This is a genomic window from Pantoea sp. 1.19 (genome assembly GCF_001922585.1).
Lineage (GTDB): Bacteria > Pseudomonadota > Gammaproteobacteria > Enterobacterales > Enterobacteriaceae > 1-19.
Map to the genome: position 1 here is coordinate 39,935 of NZ_MRBS01000006.1, position 16,941 is coordinate 56,875.

At 60.1% G+C, this 16,941-nt stretch carries 15 protein-coding genes; 2 read left to right on the plus strand and 13 right to left on the minus strand.

Annotation, left to right across the window (positions count from 1 at the left end; translation table 11 throughout):
• Nucleotides 1-9: 9 nt before the first annotated feature.
• From BS626_RS12035 to serB, 4 genes are all read right to left on the minus strand, one after another.
• Entirely contained in the window at nt 10-2,703 is a 2,694-nt protein-coding gene (locus tag BS626_RS12035; RefSeq protein WP_075182651.1) for a filamentous hemagglutinin N-terminal domain-containing protein, read from the minus strand.
• A 298-nt stretch (nt 2,704-3,001) separates the two neighbouring features.
• Nucleotides 3,002-4,228: a multifunctional transcriptional regulator/nicotinamide-nucleotide adenylyltransferase/ribosylnicotinamide kinase NadR gene (gene nadR / locus BS626_RS12040; protein ID WP_075182652.1), complete on the minus strand. Its 1,227-nt coding sequence runs from the start codon at nt 4,226-4,228 to the stop codon at nt 3,002-3,004.
• 46 nt (nt 4,229-4,274) lie between these two features.
• Nucleotides 4,275-5,657, minus strand: coding sequence for a DNA repair protein RadA (gene radA, locus BS626_RS12045; protein ID WP_075182653.1), 1,383 nt, complete (start codon nt 5,655-5,657; stop codon nt 4,275-4,277).
• A 9-nt stretch (nt 5,658-5,666) separates the two neighbouring features.
• Nucleotides 5,667-6,644 carry a phosphoserine phosphatase gene (gene serB / locus BS626_RS12050; RefSeq protein ID WP_075182654.1) on the minus strand — a complete coding sequence of 326 codons (978 nt, stop codon included), beginning with the start codon at nt 6,642-6,644 and terminating at the stop codon, nt 5,667-5,669.
• Nucleotides 6,645-6,747: 103 nt separating this feature from the next.
• Here serB and BS626_RS12055 point away from each other — a divergent pair, with 103 nt between their 5' ends.
• Together BS626_RS12055 and BS626_RS12060 are read left to right on the plus strand one after the other, a co-directional pair.
• Nucleotides 6,748-7,431 (plus strand): YtjB family periplasmic protein, encoded by a 684-nt coding sequence (locus BS626_RS12055; RefSeq protein ID WP_075182655.1) that lies wholly within the window; start codon nt 6,748-6,750, stop codon nt 7,429-7,431.
• 118 nt (nt 7,432-7,549) lie between these two features.
• Nucleotides 7,550-7,939: a DUF4354 family protein gene (locus BS626_RS12060; RefSeq protein ID WP_075182656.1), complete on the plus strand. Its 390-nt coding sequence runs from the start codon at nt 7,550-7,552 to the stop codon at nt 7,937-7,939.
• 53 nt (nt 7,940-7,992) lie between these two features.
• On the opposite strand, the gene deoD is transcribed toward BS626_RS12060, so the two are convergent.
• The 9 genes from deoD to osmY all read right to left on the minus strand — a co-directional run bounded on the left by deoD (nt 7,993) and on the right by osmY (nt 16,804).
• Complete coding sequence (gene deoD, locus BS626_RS12065; RefSeq protein ID WP_075182657.1) at nt 7,993-8,712, minus strand: purine-nucleoside phosphorylase; 720 nt, start codon at nt 8,710-8,712, stop codon at nt 7,993-7,995.
• A gap of 60 nt (nt 8,713-8,772) precedes the next feature.
• Nucleotides 8,773-9,996, minus strand: coding sequence for a phosphopentomutase (gene deoB / locus BS626_RS12070; RefSeq protein ID WP_075182658.1), 1,224 nt, complete (start codon nt 9,994-9,996; stop codon nt 8,773-8,775).
• Between the two features lie 95 nt (nt 9,997-10,091).
• Entirely contained in the window at nt 10,092-11,414 is a 1,323-nt protein-coding gene (gene deoA / locus BS626_RS12075; protein ID WP_075182659.1) for a thymidine phosphorylase, read from the minus strand.
• A 54-nt stretch (nt 11,415-11,468) separates the two neighbouring features.
• Nucleotides 11,469-12,248 (minus strand): deoxyribose-phosphate aldolase, encoded by a 780-nt coding sequence (deoC, locus tag BS626_RS12080; protein ID WP_075182660.1) that lies wholly within the window; start codon nt 12,246-12,248, stop codon nt 11,469-11,471.
• A 232-nt stretch (nt 12,249-12,480) separates the two neighbouring features.
• Nucleotides 12,481-13,758, minus strand: a complete 1,278-nt coding sequence (locus BS626_RS12085) for a NupC/NupG family nucleoside CNT transporter (protein ID WP_075182661.1) — start codon at nt 13,756-13,758, stop codon at nt 12,481-12,483.
• 177 nt (nt 13,759-13,935) lie between these two features.
• Nucleotides 13,936-14,712, minus strand: coding sequence for a TatD family hydrolase (locus BS626_RS12090; protein WP_075182662.1), 777 nt, complete (start codon nt 14,710-14,712; stop codon nt 13,936-13,938).
• Nucleotides 14,709-15,740, minus strand: a complete 1,032-nt coding sequence (locus BS626_RS12095) for a patatin family protein (protein ID WP_075182663.1) — start codon at nt 15,738-15,740, stop codon at nt 14,709-14,711. The genes BS626_RS12090 and BS626_RS12095 overlap by 4 nt, the downstream gene beginning before the upstream one ends.
• A gap of 175 nt (nt 15,741-15,915) precedes the next feature.
• Complete coding sequence (locus BS626_RS12100; protein ID WP_017493275.1) at nt 15,916-16,077, minus strand: DUF1328 domain-containing protein; 162 nt, start codon at nt 16,075-16,077, stop codon at nt 15,916-15,918.
• 112 nt (nt 16,078-16,189) lie between these two features.
• Nucleotides 16,190-16,804, minus strand: coding sequence for a molecular chaperone OsmY (osmY, locus tag BS626_RS12105; protein ID WP_075182664.1), 615 nt, complete (start codon nt 16,802-16,804; stop codon nt 16,190-16,192).
• Nucleotides 16,805-16,941: the final 137 nt, after the last annotated feature.

Here is a 16,941-nt window from a genome sequence, read left to right on the forward strand (position 1 = left end):
ATCGTGACATCAGACGCGGGAGCGGAACTGGCCGCGGCGTTCAGCGGCGTAATACCAGCGCTGCCCCGCCTCGGAGTTAAACCACTGCCGCTGCGCCGGCACGGTCAGAAACTCCAGAAAAGCCTTTTGCCCTACCGGCTCATGCTCAAACGGAAAGCCCGGCGTGGCCGGCGGTGTAGGCTTGGTCGGCGGTGTATCCTCTCCCGGGCGCGGCGGCTGTGCGGGATCGGACGGCACACCGGCGGCGCTGTTGCTGACGCCCGTGGCCTCAGGTGAGCGCGCGATTACGCGGCCGTTTTGCTCCACTTCATAGGCCGCTGCGTAGCGATCTACCGCGATGGTCTTGCCGTTCATTACCAGTCGGGAGCGCTGGGGATCGGGAGAATTATGGCTAAAGGTGCCGGCCCGCACCGCGTTAACCTGCAGCGTATTGTTCGCGCTGAGCGTGGTGTGCCGTCCGGATGATACCGTCGGGGCTCCCGACCAGGATACGGTCCGATCGCGGATATTACTGGCGGCGATGGTGACATCGCGACCGGCCGTCAGGGCGCCGTTAAACACCATGTCTTTGCCCGCCACCACCTGCATATCGTCACGCAGCGTGGCGCCGTTCAGCAGGACGTTACCACCGGCGTTCACGGTCGCACTGCGCGCCGCAATGCCGGCCTTGACGTCCTGACCGGCGCGCAGCGCAACCTCCGCGCTGCTGCTGAGGGTAGTGACGTCGATCTGCCGATCGGCGCTAAGCGTGATGGCCTTATTTGCCCGGATGCCGCCGCCGGCGTTAGCGCTCTGCGGCGACTGGCGGATGTCCTGCGCGCGGATATCCACCGCCTGCTGACCGTTCAGCATCCCGTTCAGGCGTACCTCTTTTTGCGCACGGATCTGCGTATCCCCCTGCACGCTGAGATCGTGAAGGGTGAGATCGCCGCCGCTGGTCAGCGTCAGATCGTTTTTTACCCGACTACGCGATTGCAGCTCGGTGTCGCCGGTCGTAGTCAGATTCAGCGTATCCGCCGTCACCCTGATGCGATCCGCCGCGTTGCGGCCCTGCGAAAGATCATAAGCACCGCCGGTCAGCTGCAGATCGCCGGCCTGCAGCGACGCGGTGCGTCCCTGCGTGGTCGTGTCCCGCACGTCCAGCGCTACGGTCTGCGCCTGCGTGTGCCCCTGCAGCTCCGCCTGACGGCTGGAATAATAGACATTTTTTGCCGCCTGCGTCGTTACGCCCGCCTGCTGTGACAGCTTGCCACCGCTGTTGATTCTGACATCACCACCGGCGCGGATGTCCGCCGTCTGCTGGTAATCCCCCCGCGTGCTGACCGTGACGTCATCCTGCCCGCGGATGTGCGCCCCCGCCGCCTGTTTCACCTGCTGCGCCGACAGCACCAGGGATTTCGCCTGCATCGCCTGATTGACCTGGATGGTACCGCCGCGGGAATCCAACACCAGATCGCCATACGACTGTCCGGCGCGATTAACATTTATGTTGCCGTCATTACTGCGCACCACCAGCCGCTGCTGGCTGTGGGCTACCGCATCGACCAGCCCGCTGCTCAGGACATTTTGACCGGCGCGGATCCCTTGCGGGCCGCTGACGTCGCTGGCCGCCAGCGCCACATCGTGGTTCGTCGAACGGGACACAACGGTCACCTCACCGCTGAAACGCGCATCGTGCCCGTGCGGGCCGGTCAGTACGTTGTCAGCAAGTATCGTGGTGGCGCCGGACCCGAAGGTGGCGTTACCTGTCTGCACATAGCTGTTCGCTTTGGTCGTGGTCAGCGTGGTGTTGCCGGGACCGTTGAAGACCGCCCCGTCTGCCACGTTGATGGCTTCACCGCTGACCTCAACCGAACCAAGACCGCGGGTGGTCATGTGGCCACCGGCATTGACGAGCCCCTGGCCCTGGCTACTCAGCAGAACGCTGCCGTCGCCGACAAAGCGCATATCGTTCGCTTCCAGCACGCCAGTGCTATTGATCACCCCGCGGGTGAGTTTATCGGTGGCCCAGGCGGTGAGCATGACGTTGCCATCCCTGGATACCGCCAGTCCGCCGTGATTAATCAGCGCCTGCAAGCTTCCCTGATTGATGCGCACGCGCATTTTGCCCAGCGCCGGGAAAGAGAGGGTAATATCGCCGCCGGACGCGAGATGAATGTCGCCATGCTCGGCGGTAATCCGCCCGCTGTTAGCCACTTCCGCCGCGCCAATCAGCGCCGTGGACTGGCCGCTGACGATCTCCCCGTCATTGCTGACCTTGCCTTTACCGCCGCCGTGAAATCGGTTGTTTCCTTTTATAAAATCGTCGTTGCCAATCTCCAGTGAGGAAGCGATCAGACTACCGACATTGATTTTGGCACCGTTGCCAATCAGCACGCCATTAGGGTTAACAATAAACACCTTACCGTTGGCATTAAGCGCGCCCTGAATCAGGGTAGGATCGAGACTGCCGATCTTATTCAGCACCGCGGAATTAACACTGTTTTGCTTAAAGTTTAGCGATTCGTTTTTCGCTACGTTCATGTTATCCCACTGGATAATCATTTTGTCGCTGTGCTGCTGAATGACGGTATTATTTGCATTTTGCGTAATATTACCCGAGCCGCTGACGATATTTCCGTTCCCAACGGCCAGCACCTGCCCGGCCACACTCAGTGAAACCGCGAGCGTTAACGGTTTGATAATAATGCGTATGTTTTCCATAACATATCCTGATAATTATCTGTCGAAAAGGGATCTTAGGCCGTTTCCCGTTCGCGCTCAATCTCAGGACCCGTTTTGGTACGATATTGATCTTTTATATCGCATAATATATAAAAGTTATTTTTAAATATCGATAAAAATGCACTTTTCGCAAAATTTCGACGTTTAAATTTAATTATTAACTTAGATGATTAATCGGGGCATCACCCACAGCGCCGCCGGTACGGGGCGCGTTGGCGATGGTGGGTCTGGCATCACGGGGGAGCGCGGCGCAGACGATCTCTGCGCCAGCAGGGCATTACAAAAATAAACGCGCTTTTACCACCTCGACGCAGCGTAAAAAACGCGTGTCGTAGTCATCTTCTTCTACGTGGACATAGTCGATACCATTGGCGTTCAGCAGGGAGATAAGCAGCGTCTGAAACGCTTTACGATCGACCGAACTGCCGAGGCTGCGCAGGCCGTCGGCTACCCACGGAACGTTATTCTCCAGCAGTATGACCAGATCAAAGCGGTATTCCGCAATCAGCGCCTGAACAAACGGATGCTCGCGGCCTTCATACTTTTTGCAGAACGCCTGAGTAGTGACAAAATCGGTATCAATAAAGGCAATTTTATTGGCGTATTTAACGGCAAAGTCGATGTACTGCGCCTGGCCAAGCGCAATTTTGTCGTAGTCGGAGTACTGCAGGGCCATTTCATCGCCGCCAAGATGGGAAAAGACGTAGTCGCGGCCATACTCCCAGGCGCTGGTAGTATTAAAGATATTGGCCAACTTATTGACCAGCGTCGATTTGCCGCTGGATTCGCCGCCGAGAATGGCTACCGTGCGCACAAAAAACGGCTTTACCTCGGTCGGAATATATTCCCAGTAGCGGAATGGATCCTGACGAATCTGCCCGCCGCTGATATTCATGAAGGATCGCTTCGGATCGATCACCCGCACGTCAATGCCAAGGTGCTCGAGAAAGCGCGGCGCATCCTGCTCTTCGCTGGTGTAGAGATAGCCAGGATCGATACCCTGACTGGCCATAAAGGCTTTGACGCCCTCGCTCCAGACGTCCCAGCCGTGCGGATAGGGCTCCATCCCCTCTTCATTGAACGCGTGAATGCGAATATTTTTCTGATATTTAAAGGTTTGCAGTAGCCAGCGCAGGCGATCGCTGACCGTCGGCTGCTGTGACATGGCGCTGTCTTCAAACAGCCGCCGGTCGCGCGGTTCGTCGTAGCCCATCACCACGTGCAGCTCATCAACCTGACTGCAGGCGCGCTGAATCAGGTAGATATGCCCGGTGTGCAGCGGATAGAATTTGCCAAATACCACGCCGATTTTCTTTTCACGGCGGGGAAACTCCAGACCGAGAAAGCGGTGCAGGGCCTCCAGCTTTTGCGCGCTGGGGCTCTTAATTTTAGCGTTGAGCAGCTGGCTGAGATAGCCCTTGGTCATGCCGCTGGCTTCAGCCACCTGCTGCAGCGTGCAGCCCTGTTGGCGAATCGCGGTTTTCAGATACTCAAATGACGACATGGTCTGCCTCCTGCATAAGGGTGCGGGCCGCACGGCCCGTCAGCTATTATAGGTCGTCTAAAATACTCAGCGCGTCAGCCAGTTTTTTCACACCGTAGACTTTCATGTTGTCCGGCACTTTTTTCGGCACGTTTTGCGCCGGCACAATGGCGCGGCGAAAGCCGTGTTTGGCCGCCTCGGTGATGCGCTCCTGGCCGCTGGGCACCGGACGGATCTCCCCCGCCAGCCCCACTTCGCCAAACACCACCAGATCCGGCGGCAGTGGCCGATCGCGCAGGCTGGAGACCATCGACAGCATCAGCGCCAGGTCGGCGCTGGTTTCGCTGACTTTAACCCCGCCCACTACGTTAACAAACACGTCCTGATCGGCCATTTGCAGGCCACCGTGGCGGTGCAGCACCGCCAGCAGGATCGCCAGGCGGTTCTGCTCCAGCCCTACCGCCACGCGGCGCGGGTTGCCCATCAGCGACTGATCCACCAGCGCCTGAATTTCCACCAGCAGCGGCCGCGTGCCCTCCCAGATTACCATCACCACGCTGCCAGAGGTCACCTCTTCGCCGCGGCTCAGAAAGATGGCCGACGGGTTGCTGACTTCACGCAGCCCCTGTTCGGTCATGGCAAATACTCCCAGCTCATTCACCGCGCCGAAGCGGTTTTTATGGCTGCGCAGGGTGCGAAAGCGGGAGTCGGCGTCGCCGTCCAGCAGCACCGAACAGTCAATACAGTGCTCCAGTACCTTCGGGCCGGCCAGCGAACCGTCTTTGGTCACGTGTCCCACCATGATGATGGCCACGCCGCGGGTTTTCGCAAAGCGCGTCAGGTAAGCCGCGGTTTCACGCACCTGTGCCACGCTGCCGGGTGAGGATTGAATATCGGCCATATGCATGACCTGAATGGAGTCGATCACCATCAGCTTCGGCTGCTCATCCTCGGCAATCTGACAAATTTGCTCAATGCTGGTTTCCGACAGCATGTTCAGATTCTCGGTAGGCAGGCCGAGCCGGTGGGCGCGCATCGCCACCTGCTGCAGCGACTCTTCGCCAGTGACGTAGAGGGTTTTCATCCCGGCGGCCAGTTTGCACAGGGTTTGCAGCAGCAGGGTACTTTTTCCGGCGCCGGGGCTGCCGCCAATCAGAATGGCGCTACCGGGCACCACACCGCCGCCCAGCACCCGGTCGAACTCTTTGAACCCGGTGCTAAAGCGCGGCAGCGCCTCGAGGCTGATCTCGGAAAGTTTCTGGACTTTGGCGACGCCGGCACTGCCGGCATAGCCGGCGAGTCGCTCGTTGCGCGCCACCGTCGGCGACGCCGCGAGGCGCACCTCGGTAATGGTGTTCCAGGCGTGGCAGGCGCTGCACTGTCCCTGCCAGCGGGGATAATCTGCGCCGCACTCATTGCATACAAACGCGCGCTTTACCGCTTTAGCCAAACTGACCCCTTATCGCTCTTCATGAACCAGACTGCCAGTCAGGATGCACAGCACCCCCATCAGATCGGCATGGCGAATCATCACTTCACTCTGTTCGTTTACCGTCGGCTTGGCGTGATAGGCGATGCCCAGCCCCGCCGCCGCGATCATCGGCAGATCGTTAGCACCATCGCCAATGGCCACGGTTTGCTCCGGCGGGATCTGGTATTTTTCGGCCAGCTCGCGCAGCACCGTGGCTTTAAAGCGCGCATCGACCACGGTGCCGATGACGCTGCCGGTTAGCTTACCGTCGCGCATCTCCAGCGCATTGGCATAGGCGGCGTCAAGGTGCAGGGTATCGCGCAGATAGTCGGCGAAATAGGTGAAACCGCCGGAGGCGATAGCCACTTTCCAACCCAGCGCCTGCAGTTTTTGTACCAGCACGCGCAGGCCCGGCATCAGCGGCAGCGCCTCTCGCACCTCGCGCAAAATATTGCCGTCGGCCCCTTTCAGGGTCGCGACGCGCTCGCGCAGGCTGGCGGCAAAGTCCAGTTCGCCGCGCATCGCCCGCTCGGTGACCTCGGCAACGCGCTCGCCGCAGCCGGCCAGCCGGGCAATTTCATCAATACACTCCATTTGGATGGCGGTGGAGTCCATGTCCATCACCAGCAGTCCCGGGCTTTTCAGGTGGGGAATTTTACCCAGCGGCGCCACGTCCAGTCCCGATTCGTGCGCCAGCTTTGTCGCCCGCGGGGTTAATGAGCCGGCCAGGCGTACCACCTGATACTCATCCACGTTCCACGCGCTGACAATCACCATCGCCGCGCCCAGCTGGTGCTGGTAGGCGGTCAGGCGCTCTTTATTCAGATCGTGTCCATACAGCAGCCAGCCGCTGCGGCCCGCTCGGTAATCGAGTGGCATCACTTCATCACCGCTCAGTGAGAGAGGCAATCCGGGCCAGAGAGAGACATCAAGCGGCAGATCGCACCAGGTCAGACGATTTGGCATTACAGCTCCTGTAGGGACATTTTAACCACGCAAGAGGCTACCTTGTCTGCCTCGCTTCTGGCAACATAAACAGCAGTCTGGCGGGCAATAAATAAGGGTTAGGATGGTCGGGTCGCGCTTAAAATTTCGTCTGCACCGAACGGTGATCGTGCTGTTTTGCCTGGCGCTGGTGGTGCTGCTGATGCAGGGCGCCTCCTGGTTCAGCCTTGGTCATCAGATGGCTCGCCACGCTCAGGTCGATGAGCTGGCCCATACGCTGGCGAAGCAGATGGCCTTTAGCCTGACCCCGCTCATGGAAAACGTCGACGATAATCAGCCGCGCATCCAGGCCTCACTGGATAATCTGACCAACAACAGCCGCATTCTCGACGCCAGCATCTATGACGGCAGCGGCGCGCTGATTGCCCACAGTGGTGAACGGATTAACGTTCGCGATCGGCTGGCGCTGGATGGCAAGCGCGCCGGTAGCTATTTTAATTACCAAATCGTTGAGCCGCTCGACGCGCCGGAGGCGCCCGGCGGATTTCTGCGCCTGACGCTGGATACGCACGTGCTGGCCACCGAGGCGCAGCAGGTGGATAACACCACCAATATCCTGCGCCTGATGATGCTGCTGGCGCTGGCAATCGGCATTATTCTCACCCGCACGCTGCTGCGCGGACAGCGCACCCGCTGGCAACAATCGCCGTTTTTGCTGACGGCTAATCACCCGGTGAAGGAAGAGCATGACGGCGACGGTCCCGCTGGCGTTGATAACGCGGCCACGGATAAAAAAACGGACAAATAGAGCTGTTTTTTGCCGATAGCCCGTCTGGTGCTATACACCCGACATTTTCCGCCGCATCTTAAAGCCTGGTCAGGCGCAGCAGCGTCCTGTGTCCAATCCAGTCATTAAGGAGCTATTTATGCAACGGAACTCTCTGATCGCGATCCTGCTGGCCACGGCGGGCCTTGCCAGCGCCGGCAGCGTCTTTGCCGCCGATCCGCAGGTGCTGACAGTTTATGCCACCGAAAAAGCCAAAACCTCCCGCTCATCCGGCGATCTCAATAACTTCGGCACCACCTTTGAAGTGACGCTGGAGAATCTGACCCCGGAAACCATCGATTTGCGCACCGTCTGCCTACGCGGCTACGCACACGACGGCCGGGAATTTCCGGTCGCGCGCATCGAGGATAAACTGACGAAAGGCAACCTGAAGCCGCAGAAAAAAGTGACCGGGCTGGCCGTGTTCTCGGCCGCGGATGACAGTGTGTTTGACGTTAATCAGCTGAAGCTGTCAAATCACTGCGATTGACGCCTGATGGGCAGACAGCAAGCGAGGCTGGCGGGCGCCAGCCTCGCTGCGCATTACGCGTTGTCGCCCAGCAGGACCGACTCCAGCGCAATCTTAATCATGTCATTAAACGTGGTCTGCCGCTCCGCCGCGGTGGTTTGTTCGTGGGTGCGGATGTGGTCGGAGACGGTGCAGATAGTCAGGGCTTTGGCACCAAACTCCGCCGCCACGCCGTAGATACCCGCCGCTTCCATTTCCACGCCCAGGATGCCGTACTTCTCCATCACGTCAAACATCTGCGGATCCGGCGTGTAGAACAGATCGGCGGAGAAAATATTGCCCACGCGGGCCTCCACGCCCAGCGCTTTCGCCGCGTCCACCGCGTGACGCACCATCTCGAAATCGGCGATCGCCGCAAAGTCGTTATCCTTAAAACGCAGGCGGTTGACTTTGGAGTCGGTGCAGGCGCCCAGTCCGATGACCACGTCGCGCAGCTTAACGTCCGCGCGCACCGCGCCGCAGGAGCCAACGCGAATGATTTTCTTCACGCCAAAATCGGTGATCAGCTCTTTGGTATAGATGGAGCAGGAGGGAATGCCCATGCCGTGGCCCATCACTGAAATCGCCCGGCCTTTATAGGTGCCGGTGTAACCGAGCATGCCGCGCACGTTGTTCACTTCACGCACGTTGTCCAGAAAGGTTTCCGCAATGTGTTTCGCACGCAGCGGATCGCCGGGCATCAGCACCACGTCCGCGAAATCACCCATCTCTGCATTAATATGTGGCGTTGCCATGTTCTATCCTTTTTCATTTTGCCGGGGCGGGCAGCCCCGGTCACCTGTGCGGATGCTGTTTTACAGCATTGATTTGCCATATTCCATATCGGACAGGCCAAAGTAGCGCGCGACGGTCTGGCCAATGTCGGCAAAGGTGTCACGCGCACCGAGGAAGCCCGGTTGTACGCCCGGTCCGTAAATCAGTACCGGTATGTGCTCGCGGGTGTGTTCCGTGCCGTGCCAGGTCGGATCGCAGCCGTGGTCAGCGGTGAGGATCAGAATGTCGCCCTCTTTCACTTCCGCCATCAGCTCCGGCAGGCGGCGGTCGAACAGCTCCAGCCCGCCGGCATAGCCGGCCACGTCGCGACGGTGTCCCCAGTCGGAGTCAAAGTTGACGAAGTTGGTGAAAACGATGGCGTTATCCGGCGCGCTGCGCATCTCGGCCAGGGTGGCGTCAAACAGCGCATCCAGCCCGGTGGCTTTCACTTTTTTGGTGATGCCAACATGGGCATAAATATCGGCGATTTTGCCCACCGAAATCACTTCGCCACCGCGCTCGTCCACCAGCTTTTTCAGCACCGTGGGTGACGGCGGCTCGACGGCCAGATCATGGCGATTACCGGTGCGCTCAAAGCGGCCCGGCTTATCGCCGACGAACGGCCGGGCAATCACGCGACCGATGTTGTAGCCGCCTTCGGTCAGCTCTTCGCGGGCGATATCGCAGAGTGCATACAGACGATCGAGGCCGAAGGTCTCTTCATGACAAGCGATCTGGAACACCGAATCCGCCGAAGTATAGAAAATCGGTTTACCGCTTTGCATGTGCTCTTCACCAAGGCGGTCCAGGATCACCGTGCCGGAAGCATGGCAGTTACCCAGATAGCCCGGCAGCCCGGCGCGCGCCACCAGTTTGTCCAGCAGCGCCTGCGGGAAGCTGTTTTCCTGGTCGGTAAAGTAACCCCAGTCAAACAGTACCGGTACGCCGGCAATCTCCCAGTGTCCTGACGGCGTATCTTTGCCGGAGGAGAGCTCCTTCGCATAGGCGTATGCGCCAATGATATTGGCATCTTTATCCAGCCCCGGCGGAAACCGGCCGCTGGAAGCTTCAGCCGCTTTGCCCAGTCCCAGCGCCGTCAGATTCGGCAGATGCAGCGCGCCCTGGCGTCCCTTATCGGCCTCACCGTTAGCGCAGGCCTGCGCAATGTGGCCCAGCGTGTCTGCGCCGCGGTCGCCGAACTTGTCGGCGTCGGCGCTGTAACCAATCCCGAAGGAGTCCAGCACCATCATAAATACACGTTTCATGTCACGCTCCCGTGTGGTTACTGCAAAAATGCGATCAGAGTAGTATACCGCAAACCCGGCGCGTTACCGCCTGTCGTCGGGCGGTTTAGCCGCGGTTAACCGGCAATCCGGCGATACACTACCGGGGTGGGCGCCGGGGCGCGGTCGCCGAGTACGATGGCCTGACGCACCGCCTGCGCCGCGGCCTGCCACTGGCTTTCACTGGCGGCGTGAATGATCGCCAGCGGGCGCTGTCCATCCACGGCATCGCCGAGCTGAACCATCTCACTCAGCCCCACGCTGTAGTCGAGCGGATCGCTGGCGCGCTGGCGTCCACCGCCTAACGCGACCACCGCCATGCCCAGCGCGCGGGTATCCATCGCGGTGATGATGCCCGGCGCGTCGGCATATACTGCTTTGCTCAGCATCGGCGCCGGCAGGTAGCTGTCCATACGCTCAATAAAGTCCGCTGGGCCGCGTTGTGCCGCCACCATCTGCGCGAATACCTCGGCCGCCCGGCCGTTGTCCAGTACCGCCTGCAGCTGACTGCGCGCCTCGGCATCGCTGCCGGCCAGCCCGCCGGAGATCAGCATTTCGCTGCACAGCGCCAGCGTCACCTCCAGCAGGCGCGGGTTGCGCTGCTCGCCGGTGAGAAACCGTACCGCCTCGCGCACCTCCAGCGCGTTACCGGCGCTGGAGGCCAGTACCTGATTCATGTCGGTCAGCAGCGCGGTGGTTTGACACCCCGCTCCGTTGGCCACGCCGACGATGGATTCAGCCAGCGCCAGCGACAGCGACAGCGTGGGCATAAACGCTCCCGACCCCACCTTGACATCCATCACCAGCGCATCCAGCCCTTCCGCCAGCTTTTTCGCCAGGATCGAGGCAGTGATCAGCGGGATCGAGTCGACGGTCGCGGTGATGTCACGGGTGGCGTAAAAACGCTTATCGGCCGGTGCCAGCGAATTGGTCTGGCCGATGATCGCCACGCCGACCTGGCGGATCATCTGCCGGAAGCGGGCGTCGTTCGGGAAGATATCAAAACCGGGGATCGCCTCCAGCTTATCCAGCGTACCGCCGGTGTGACCGAGACCGCGGCCGGAAATCATCGGCACGTAGCCGCCGCAGGCGGCCACCATCGGCCCCAGCATCAGCGACGTCACATCGCCGACGCCGCCGGTAGAGTGCTTATCCACCACCGGACCGTTCAGCCCCAGCGAGCGCCACTCCAGCACGCTGCCGGAATCGCGCATCGCCAGGGTCAGCGCCACGCGCTCCGCGAGGGTCATATCGTGAAAGAAGATGGTCATCGCCAGCGCGGCGATCTGGCCTTCGCTGACGGTATTGTCACGAACGCCGTTAATGAAAAAGCGGATTTCGTCTTCGCTGAGCGCCTGGCCGTCACGCTTTTTTCGAATGATTTCTTGTGGCAGATACACGCATACCCCCGGTGAGGATAACGGGCGGGTCAGCCCCCGCCCAACAGGTGAAAATCAGTAGCCGGACTGGCTGCTGGCGCCGTGATGGCCCGCCGCGTTGAGCAGGCTGGCCAGCAGGCTGGAGGCGCCAAAACGGAAGTGCCGCGCATCGGCCCAGCCGGCGCCAAGAATACCGTCGGCCAGCTGCAGGTAGGCGGCGGCGTCTTCGGCAGTGCGCACGCCGCCGGCCGGTTTGAAGCCTACGCGCGCTTTTACGCCCATCTGCGCAATCACCCGCATCATCAGTTCGGCGGCGTGCGGCGTGGCGTTGACCGCCACTTTGCCGGTGGAGGTTTTAATGAAGTCGGCGCCGGCGTGAATGGCAATTTCTGAAGCCTGACGGATCAGCGCATCGCTCTGCAGCTCGCCGGTTTCGATGATCACTTTCAGCAGGACGTTGGCGTCGGCGCAGGCGTCTTTACAGGCTTTCACCAGCGCGAACCCGACCTCCGCATCTCCGGCCATCAGTGCACGGTACGGAAACACCACATCCACTTCGTCGGCGCCCAGCGCGATGGCTTCCCGCGTCTCGGCGAGCGCCGCCGCCACGTCGTCATTGCCGTGGGGAAAGTTGGTCACGGTCGCAATACGGATCTCAGGCGTACCCTGCTCATTCAGCGTCCGGCGCGCTACCGGAATAAAGCGCGGATAGATACAGACGGCGGCCGTATTACCGGCCGGTGATTTTGCCTGCTGACAGAGCGCAATCACGCTGTCATCGGTGTCATCGTCATTGAGGGTGGTTAAATCCATCAGGGCCAGGGCGCGCAGGGCGGCAGCGGTAACGTCAGTCATGGGGCTCTCCACTTGAAGACGGGGGATGTGCGTATGGTAACATCGCCAGTCATGGCTATTTTGTGCTCAAAGTCACACGACAACATGAAAGAATGACAAAGAGATCATTTTTTAGTGATTCAAATCACACTTAATTGCTCAATGTGAACTTAGCAACACCATTAATCACAAAAACGCCATGCCGCTGGGGAAACAGCGCATGGCGTTGTGATTATTCTAACATTGTTCAGACTTACAGCGCCAGAAAGACACCGGCGATGGTGGCGCTCATCAGGTTCGACAGCGTACCAGCAATCACCGCCTTGATCCCCAGGCTGGCAATATCATGACGACGATTTGGCGCCATACTGCCGAGGCCGCCGATCAAAATGGCAATCGACGACAGGTTGGCAAAGCCGCACAGGGCAAAAGAGATAATCGCTTTGGTGTGGTCTGACAGCGGTTGCAAGCCCGCCGCCACGACGTCGGCATCCCCCTTCAGGTATTCGCCGAAATTGAGGTAGGCGACGAATTCATTCACCACCAGCTTCTGACCGATAAACGAGCCGGCCACCACCGCTTCGTTCCACGGCACGCCAATCAGGAATGCCACCGGGGCGAACAGGTAGCCGAGGATCAGCTGCAGCGTCAGCTGCGGGTAGTCAAACCAACCGCCGATGCCGGAGAGAATGCCGTTAAGCAGCGCAATCAGCGCCACAAACGCCAGCAGCATCGCGCCAACGTTCAGCGCCAGCTGCATGCCGGACGCCGCGCCGGCGGCGGCGGCATCCAGCACGTTGGCCGGCTTGTCTTCCGCCCCGGCCAGCGCGCTGTCTGACGGGGAGTCGTGCGGCGTTTCCGTTTCCGGCAGCAGCAGTTTGGCAAACAGCAGACCGCCCGGTGCCGCCATAAAGGAGGCCGCTATCAAATACTCCAGCGGTACGCCCATCTGCGCGTAGCCCGCCAGCACCGAACCGGCTACCGAGGCGAGGCCGCCGCACATCACGGCAAACAGCTCCGAGCGGGTCATGGTCGCGATAAACGGCCGTACGACCAGCGGCGCTTCGGTCTGGCCCACAAAAATGTTCGCGGTTGCCGACAGGGATTCCGTACGCGAGGTGCCCAGCAGTTTTTGCAGCCCGCCGCCGAGTACGCGAATGATAAGCTGCATAATGCCGAGGTAGTAGAGGACCGCAATCAGCGAGGAGAAAAACACAATCACTGGCAGAACGCGCAGAGCAAACACAAAGCCGCCGCCGCCAAACACCTCAAACATTTTGTCTGAAACCAGCCCGCCAAAGATAAACGAGATGCCCTGGTTGCCGTAGGCGATGACGTTGGCGACCCCTTCAGACATCGCCAGCAGCACCCGCCGGCCGGTCGGCACGTAGAGGACCAGCGCGCCGATGGCCACCTGAATCAGAAACGCACCGCCGACGGTGCGCAACTTAATGGCCCGCCGGTTTGTTGACAGCAGCACCGCGAACAGCAGCAGCGCCACCATACCCACCACACCCATAATGAGTTGCATAATTTTCCTCAGAATCAATAAGGCGCGATTCGCCCCCGGTCAGAAAAGCGTGCTTTAGCAAACTAAAACACGAAACTGCGGCGATTATAACGGCGGGGACGCATTGAAACTGGAAAAATGTCACAAATAAATACAACTGGAAGCAAAGGTAAAACTTATTTAGTGACACAGATCACACTAAATTCGGAAGAGCCGGTGGGTATTGGCGCGTATTTGCTGCGCAATCTGCGGGGCCGGCTCAGGGCGGAGAGCGCAGAGCGCGTGAAACACGTTGACGATGCGCTCGGGGCGATTAGGCTGCCCCTGAAAGCCGCTGACCGGCATATCGGGCGCGTCGGTCTCCAGCAGCAGCGCGCTGAGCGGCAGCCGGGCGATAGCCTGCCGGGTTTTGTTGGCACGGGGATAAGTAATGGTGCCCCCAACGCCGATCAGATAGCCAAGGCGCACGTAGGCTTCCGCCTGGGCCAGGCTACCGGCAAAGCCGTGTACCACGCCGCCTCGTGGCAAATTCTGCCGCCGCAGGTGCATCGCCAGCGTATCGTGGCTGCGGCGCGCGTGCAGGATCACCGGCAAATCGTACTGCCTGGCCAGCCGCAGCTGGGCATCCAGCAGCGCCTGCTGGCGCGCGAACTGCGGATCCGCCATCAGCTTATCCAGCCCAATCTCGCCAACGGCCACCAGCTTCTCTGGTGCGCGCCGCAGCTGCTGCTCCAGCGCCGCCAGGCTGCCATCATCATGCTCCGCTACCGCCATGGGATGCAGGCCCAGTGCGGCATAGACCGGCGGATGGGCCGCGGCCAGCGCCAGCACCGGCGCAAAGCGCGCGGCGGAAACCGATACGGCAATCAGCCGCTCCACGCCGGCGGCGGCAGCGCGTGCCAGGCTGGCCGCCTCGTCACCGACAAACGGTGGAAAATCAAAATGGCAGTGGGTATCGACGAAGCGCAGGCTCATGCCAGCGACCCTTCATCCAGCCCGGCGTCATTGTCGGCGACCGTCGGCACCCGCAGCGTCGCCAGTGAAACGCTGCGTCGGTGACGCTTTAGCGCGATCGGCTCGCCGTCACTGAGCCACTGCCCCAGCGTGGCAAGAAAGTAGCGACCGCAGCGCCGCCCGAGGTGGTAGTCCTGATTCAGCGCCCCTACGCGGCTGCCCAGCGCGCTGCTGGCCAGCGGCTTCGGCGGAAAAATTTCCACAATCCGCAGCTTGCCCGGCGGTTTTTCAATAAAACGCTGAATATCGCGATAGCTTTTCTCGTGATGCTGCACAATGCGCACCATCGGCTGCAAGCTGCTGTCGCCGAGCCAGCGCTCCATGCGCTTAAACCACTGCGGCGTGTAGAACATCTGCGAGGGTACGGTGCGCACCACCACGAGGGTGTTAGCCCCCAAGCGCGCCGCTTCACGCACCGGTATGGCGTCACTGATGCCGCCGTCCAGCCACGTGCTCCCCTCCAGCTCTACCCCATGGCGGTAAAAGCCCGGGATCGCGCTGGACGCGCGAATTATGTCCAGCCAGTTCTCCGCCCGCGGGGCGAAGTAGTGCGCGGCAAAATCGTCGCTGCGGCAGGCGGCCATGAAAAATTGTTTGCCGGCGCTAAAGCGCGCATCCGCGCCCGGCATCGCCAGCGGCAGCTCTTTAGCGGTGACCTTCACCAGCCAGTCGAGGTCAATCAGATTGCCGCCGCGCACAAAGCGCAGCGGATTAAAAAACAGTGGATTGGTGGTGTAGCGGGTAATCACGCGCCGCGCATAGCCGCGCTGGCCGCACACAAAGGCCGAGAGATTCTGCGCCCCGGCGGAGGTGCCGAGATAGTAGGTGAAGGGGTCGAAGCCCGCCTGCTGAAATTCATCCAGTACCCCGGCCGTGAAGATGCCGCGCTGGCCGCCGCCTTCGCACACCAGCGCCATTTTTCCCGGCGTAAAGGGCCGGGTCGCCAGCGGCTCAATGTTGCCCGGCGTGACCTGAATACGTTTTCCCACGGTGGACTCCATTACGGCGACGGATAATCTGGTTGTGCAGGATAACGGTTCACGCGCCGGCGATCGAAGCGGATGTTGCTATCCAGCGGAGAAGTTTGTAACCAGAGAATAATAGAAAACGCCGGGCGCCTCAGTGAGGCGCCCGGCGCAGGGTGTTCCAACTGGCCGCGTCTGACTAGAGTCGCTTACGGCCGGTAAACAGGCTGACCAGAAACAGGATAATACCGACCACGAACACGACCTTCGCCGCCCAGGCCGCCGTACCGGCCAGTCCGCCAAAGCCCAGCGCTGCAGCAATCAGCGCAATGATCAGAAAAATAATGCCCCACCTAAACATAAGCCTCTCCTTAACCATAGTTAGCATCAAACTGCTTGCCGGGATTTGGCACCCCGGACAATATCATTGTTATTGCGCCCTGCTGGCGGGCTGCACCACGCCAGCTGGGGGGTTACGATTTAACTTTCAGGTCGTTCTTAACGCTTTTGACGCCTTCAATGGCTTTGGCAATCGACTCAGCGCGATCAGCCTGCGCCTGGTTGTCCACATTGCCGGAGAGCTGAACCACACCGTGCGTGGTTTCCACTTTGACTTTCCGTGACGGAACAATGTCATCCGCTAACAGTTTAGCTTTGATTTCGGTGGTTGTGGCGGAATCACCGGCATAACCGCTGACCGAGGCCTTGGTGCTGTCTTTTACGTGAAGCTTGTCACTGACGGATTTAACCCCTTCCACTTTTTTCGCCAGCGCAACGGCTTTTTCTGCCTGGTCCTGCGACGGCACGAAGCCACTCAGGGTCACCACGCCTTTCTCGGTTTTCACCGACACATCGCTGCTTTTAATGTCGTCAGCATCCACCAGCGCGGCTTTGACTTTTGCGGTGACGCCGCTGTCGTCCATCCAGGCGCCAGCTTTTTGCATCGAGCTGTCAATTTTTGCCCCGGCCTCGCTGGCCGACGTCTGCGTTTTATCCATCATGGAAGATTCAGCCAGCGCGGAACCGCCCACAAAGAGTGAACCAATAATCATCGCCGTAAACGTCTTTGCAATCGTAGTCTTATTCATCTGTTTCTTCCTTTTCTTGTTACTTTCCCGTCATATACGCCATGACGGTGCCTGGACTGAGACGCGGGGTCATCATTGCCCGTTGAGAATAACTATAGACAAGATTGCGATTTTCACCGGACAGGACGGCATAATTG

Excerpts from the sequence above, each read along its gene's own strand:
- BS626_RS12035 (WP_075182651.1), bottom strand. The coding sequence starts at position 2,703 with ATGGAAAACATACGCATTATTATCAAACCGTTAACGCTCGCGGTTTCA.
- nadR (WP_075182652.1), bottom strand. The coding sequence starts at position 4,228 with ATGTCGTCATTTGAGTATCTGAAAACCGCGATTCGCCAACAGGGCTGC.
- serB (WP_075182654.1), bottom strand. The coding sequence starts at position 6,644 with ATGCCAAATCGTCTGACCTGGTGCGATCTGCCGCTTGATGTCTCTCTC.
- BS626_RS12055 (WP_075182655.1), top strand. The coding sequence starts at position 6,748 with ATGGTCGGGTCGCGCTTAAAATTTCGTCTGCACCGAACGGTGATCGTG.
- BS626_RS12060 (WP_075182656.1), top strand. The coding sequence starts at position 7,550 with ATGCAACGGAACTCTCTGATCGCGATCCTGCTGGCCACGGCGGGCCTT.
- deoD (WP_075182657.1), bottom strand. The coding sequence starts at position 8,712 with ATGGCAACGCCACATATTAATGCAGAGATGGGTGATTTCGCGGACGTG.
- deoB (WP_075182658.1), bottom strand. The coding sequence starts at position 9,996 with ATGAAACGTGTATTTATGATGGTGCTGGACTCCTTCGGGATTGGTTAC.
- deoC (WP_075182660.1), bottom strand. The coding sequence starts at position 12,248 with ATGACTGACGTTACCGCTGCCGCCCTGCGCGCCCTGGCCCTGATGGAT.
- BS626_RS12085 (WP_075182661.1), bottom strand. The coding sequence starts at position 13,758 with ATGCAACTCATTATGGGTGTGGTGGGTATGGTGGCGCTGCTGCTGTTC.
- BS626_RS12090 (WP_075182662.1), bottom strand. The coding sequence starts at position 14,712 with ATGAGCCTGCGCTTCGTCGATACCCACTGCCATTTTGATTTTCCACCG.
- BS626_RS12100 (WP_017493275.1), bottom strand. The coding sequence starts at position 16,077 with ATGTTTAGGTGGGGCATTATTTTTCTGATCATTGCGCTGATTGCTGCA.
- osmY (WP_075182664.1), bottom strand. The coding sequence starts at position 16,804 with ATGAATAAGACTACGATTGCAAAGACGTTTACGGCGATGATTATTGGT.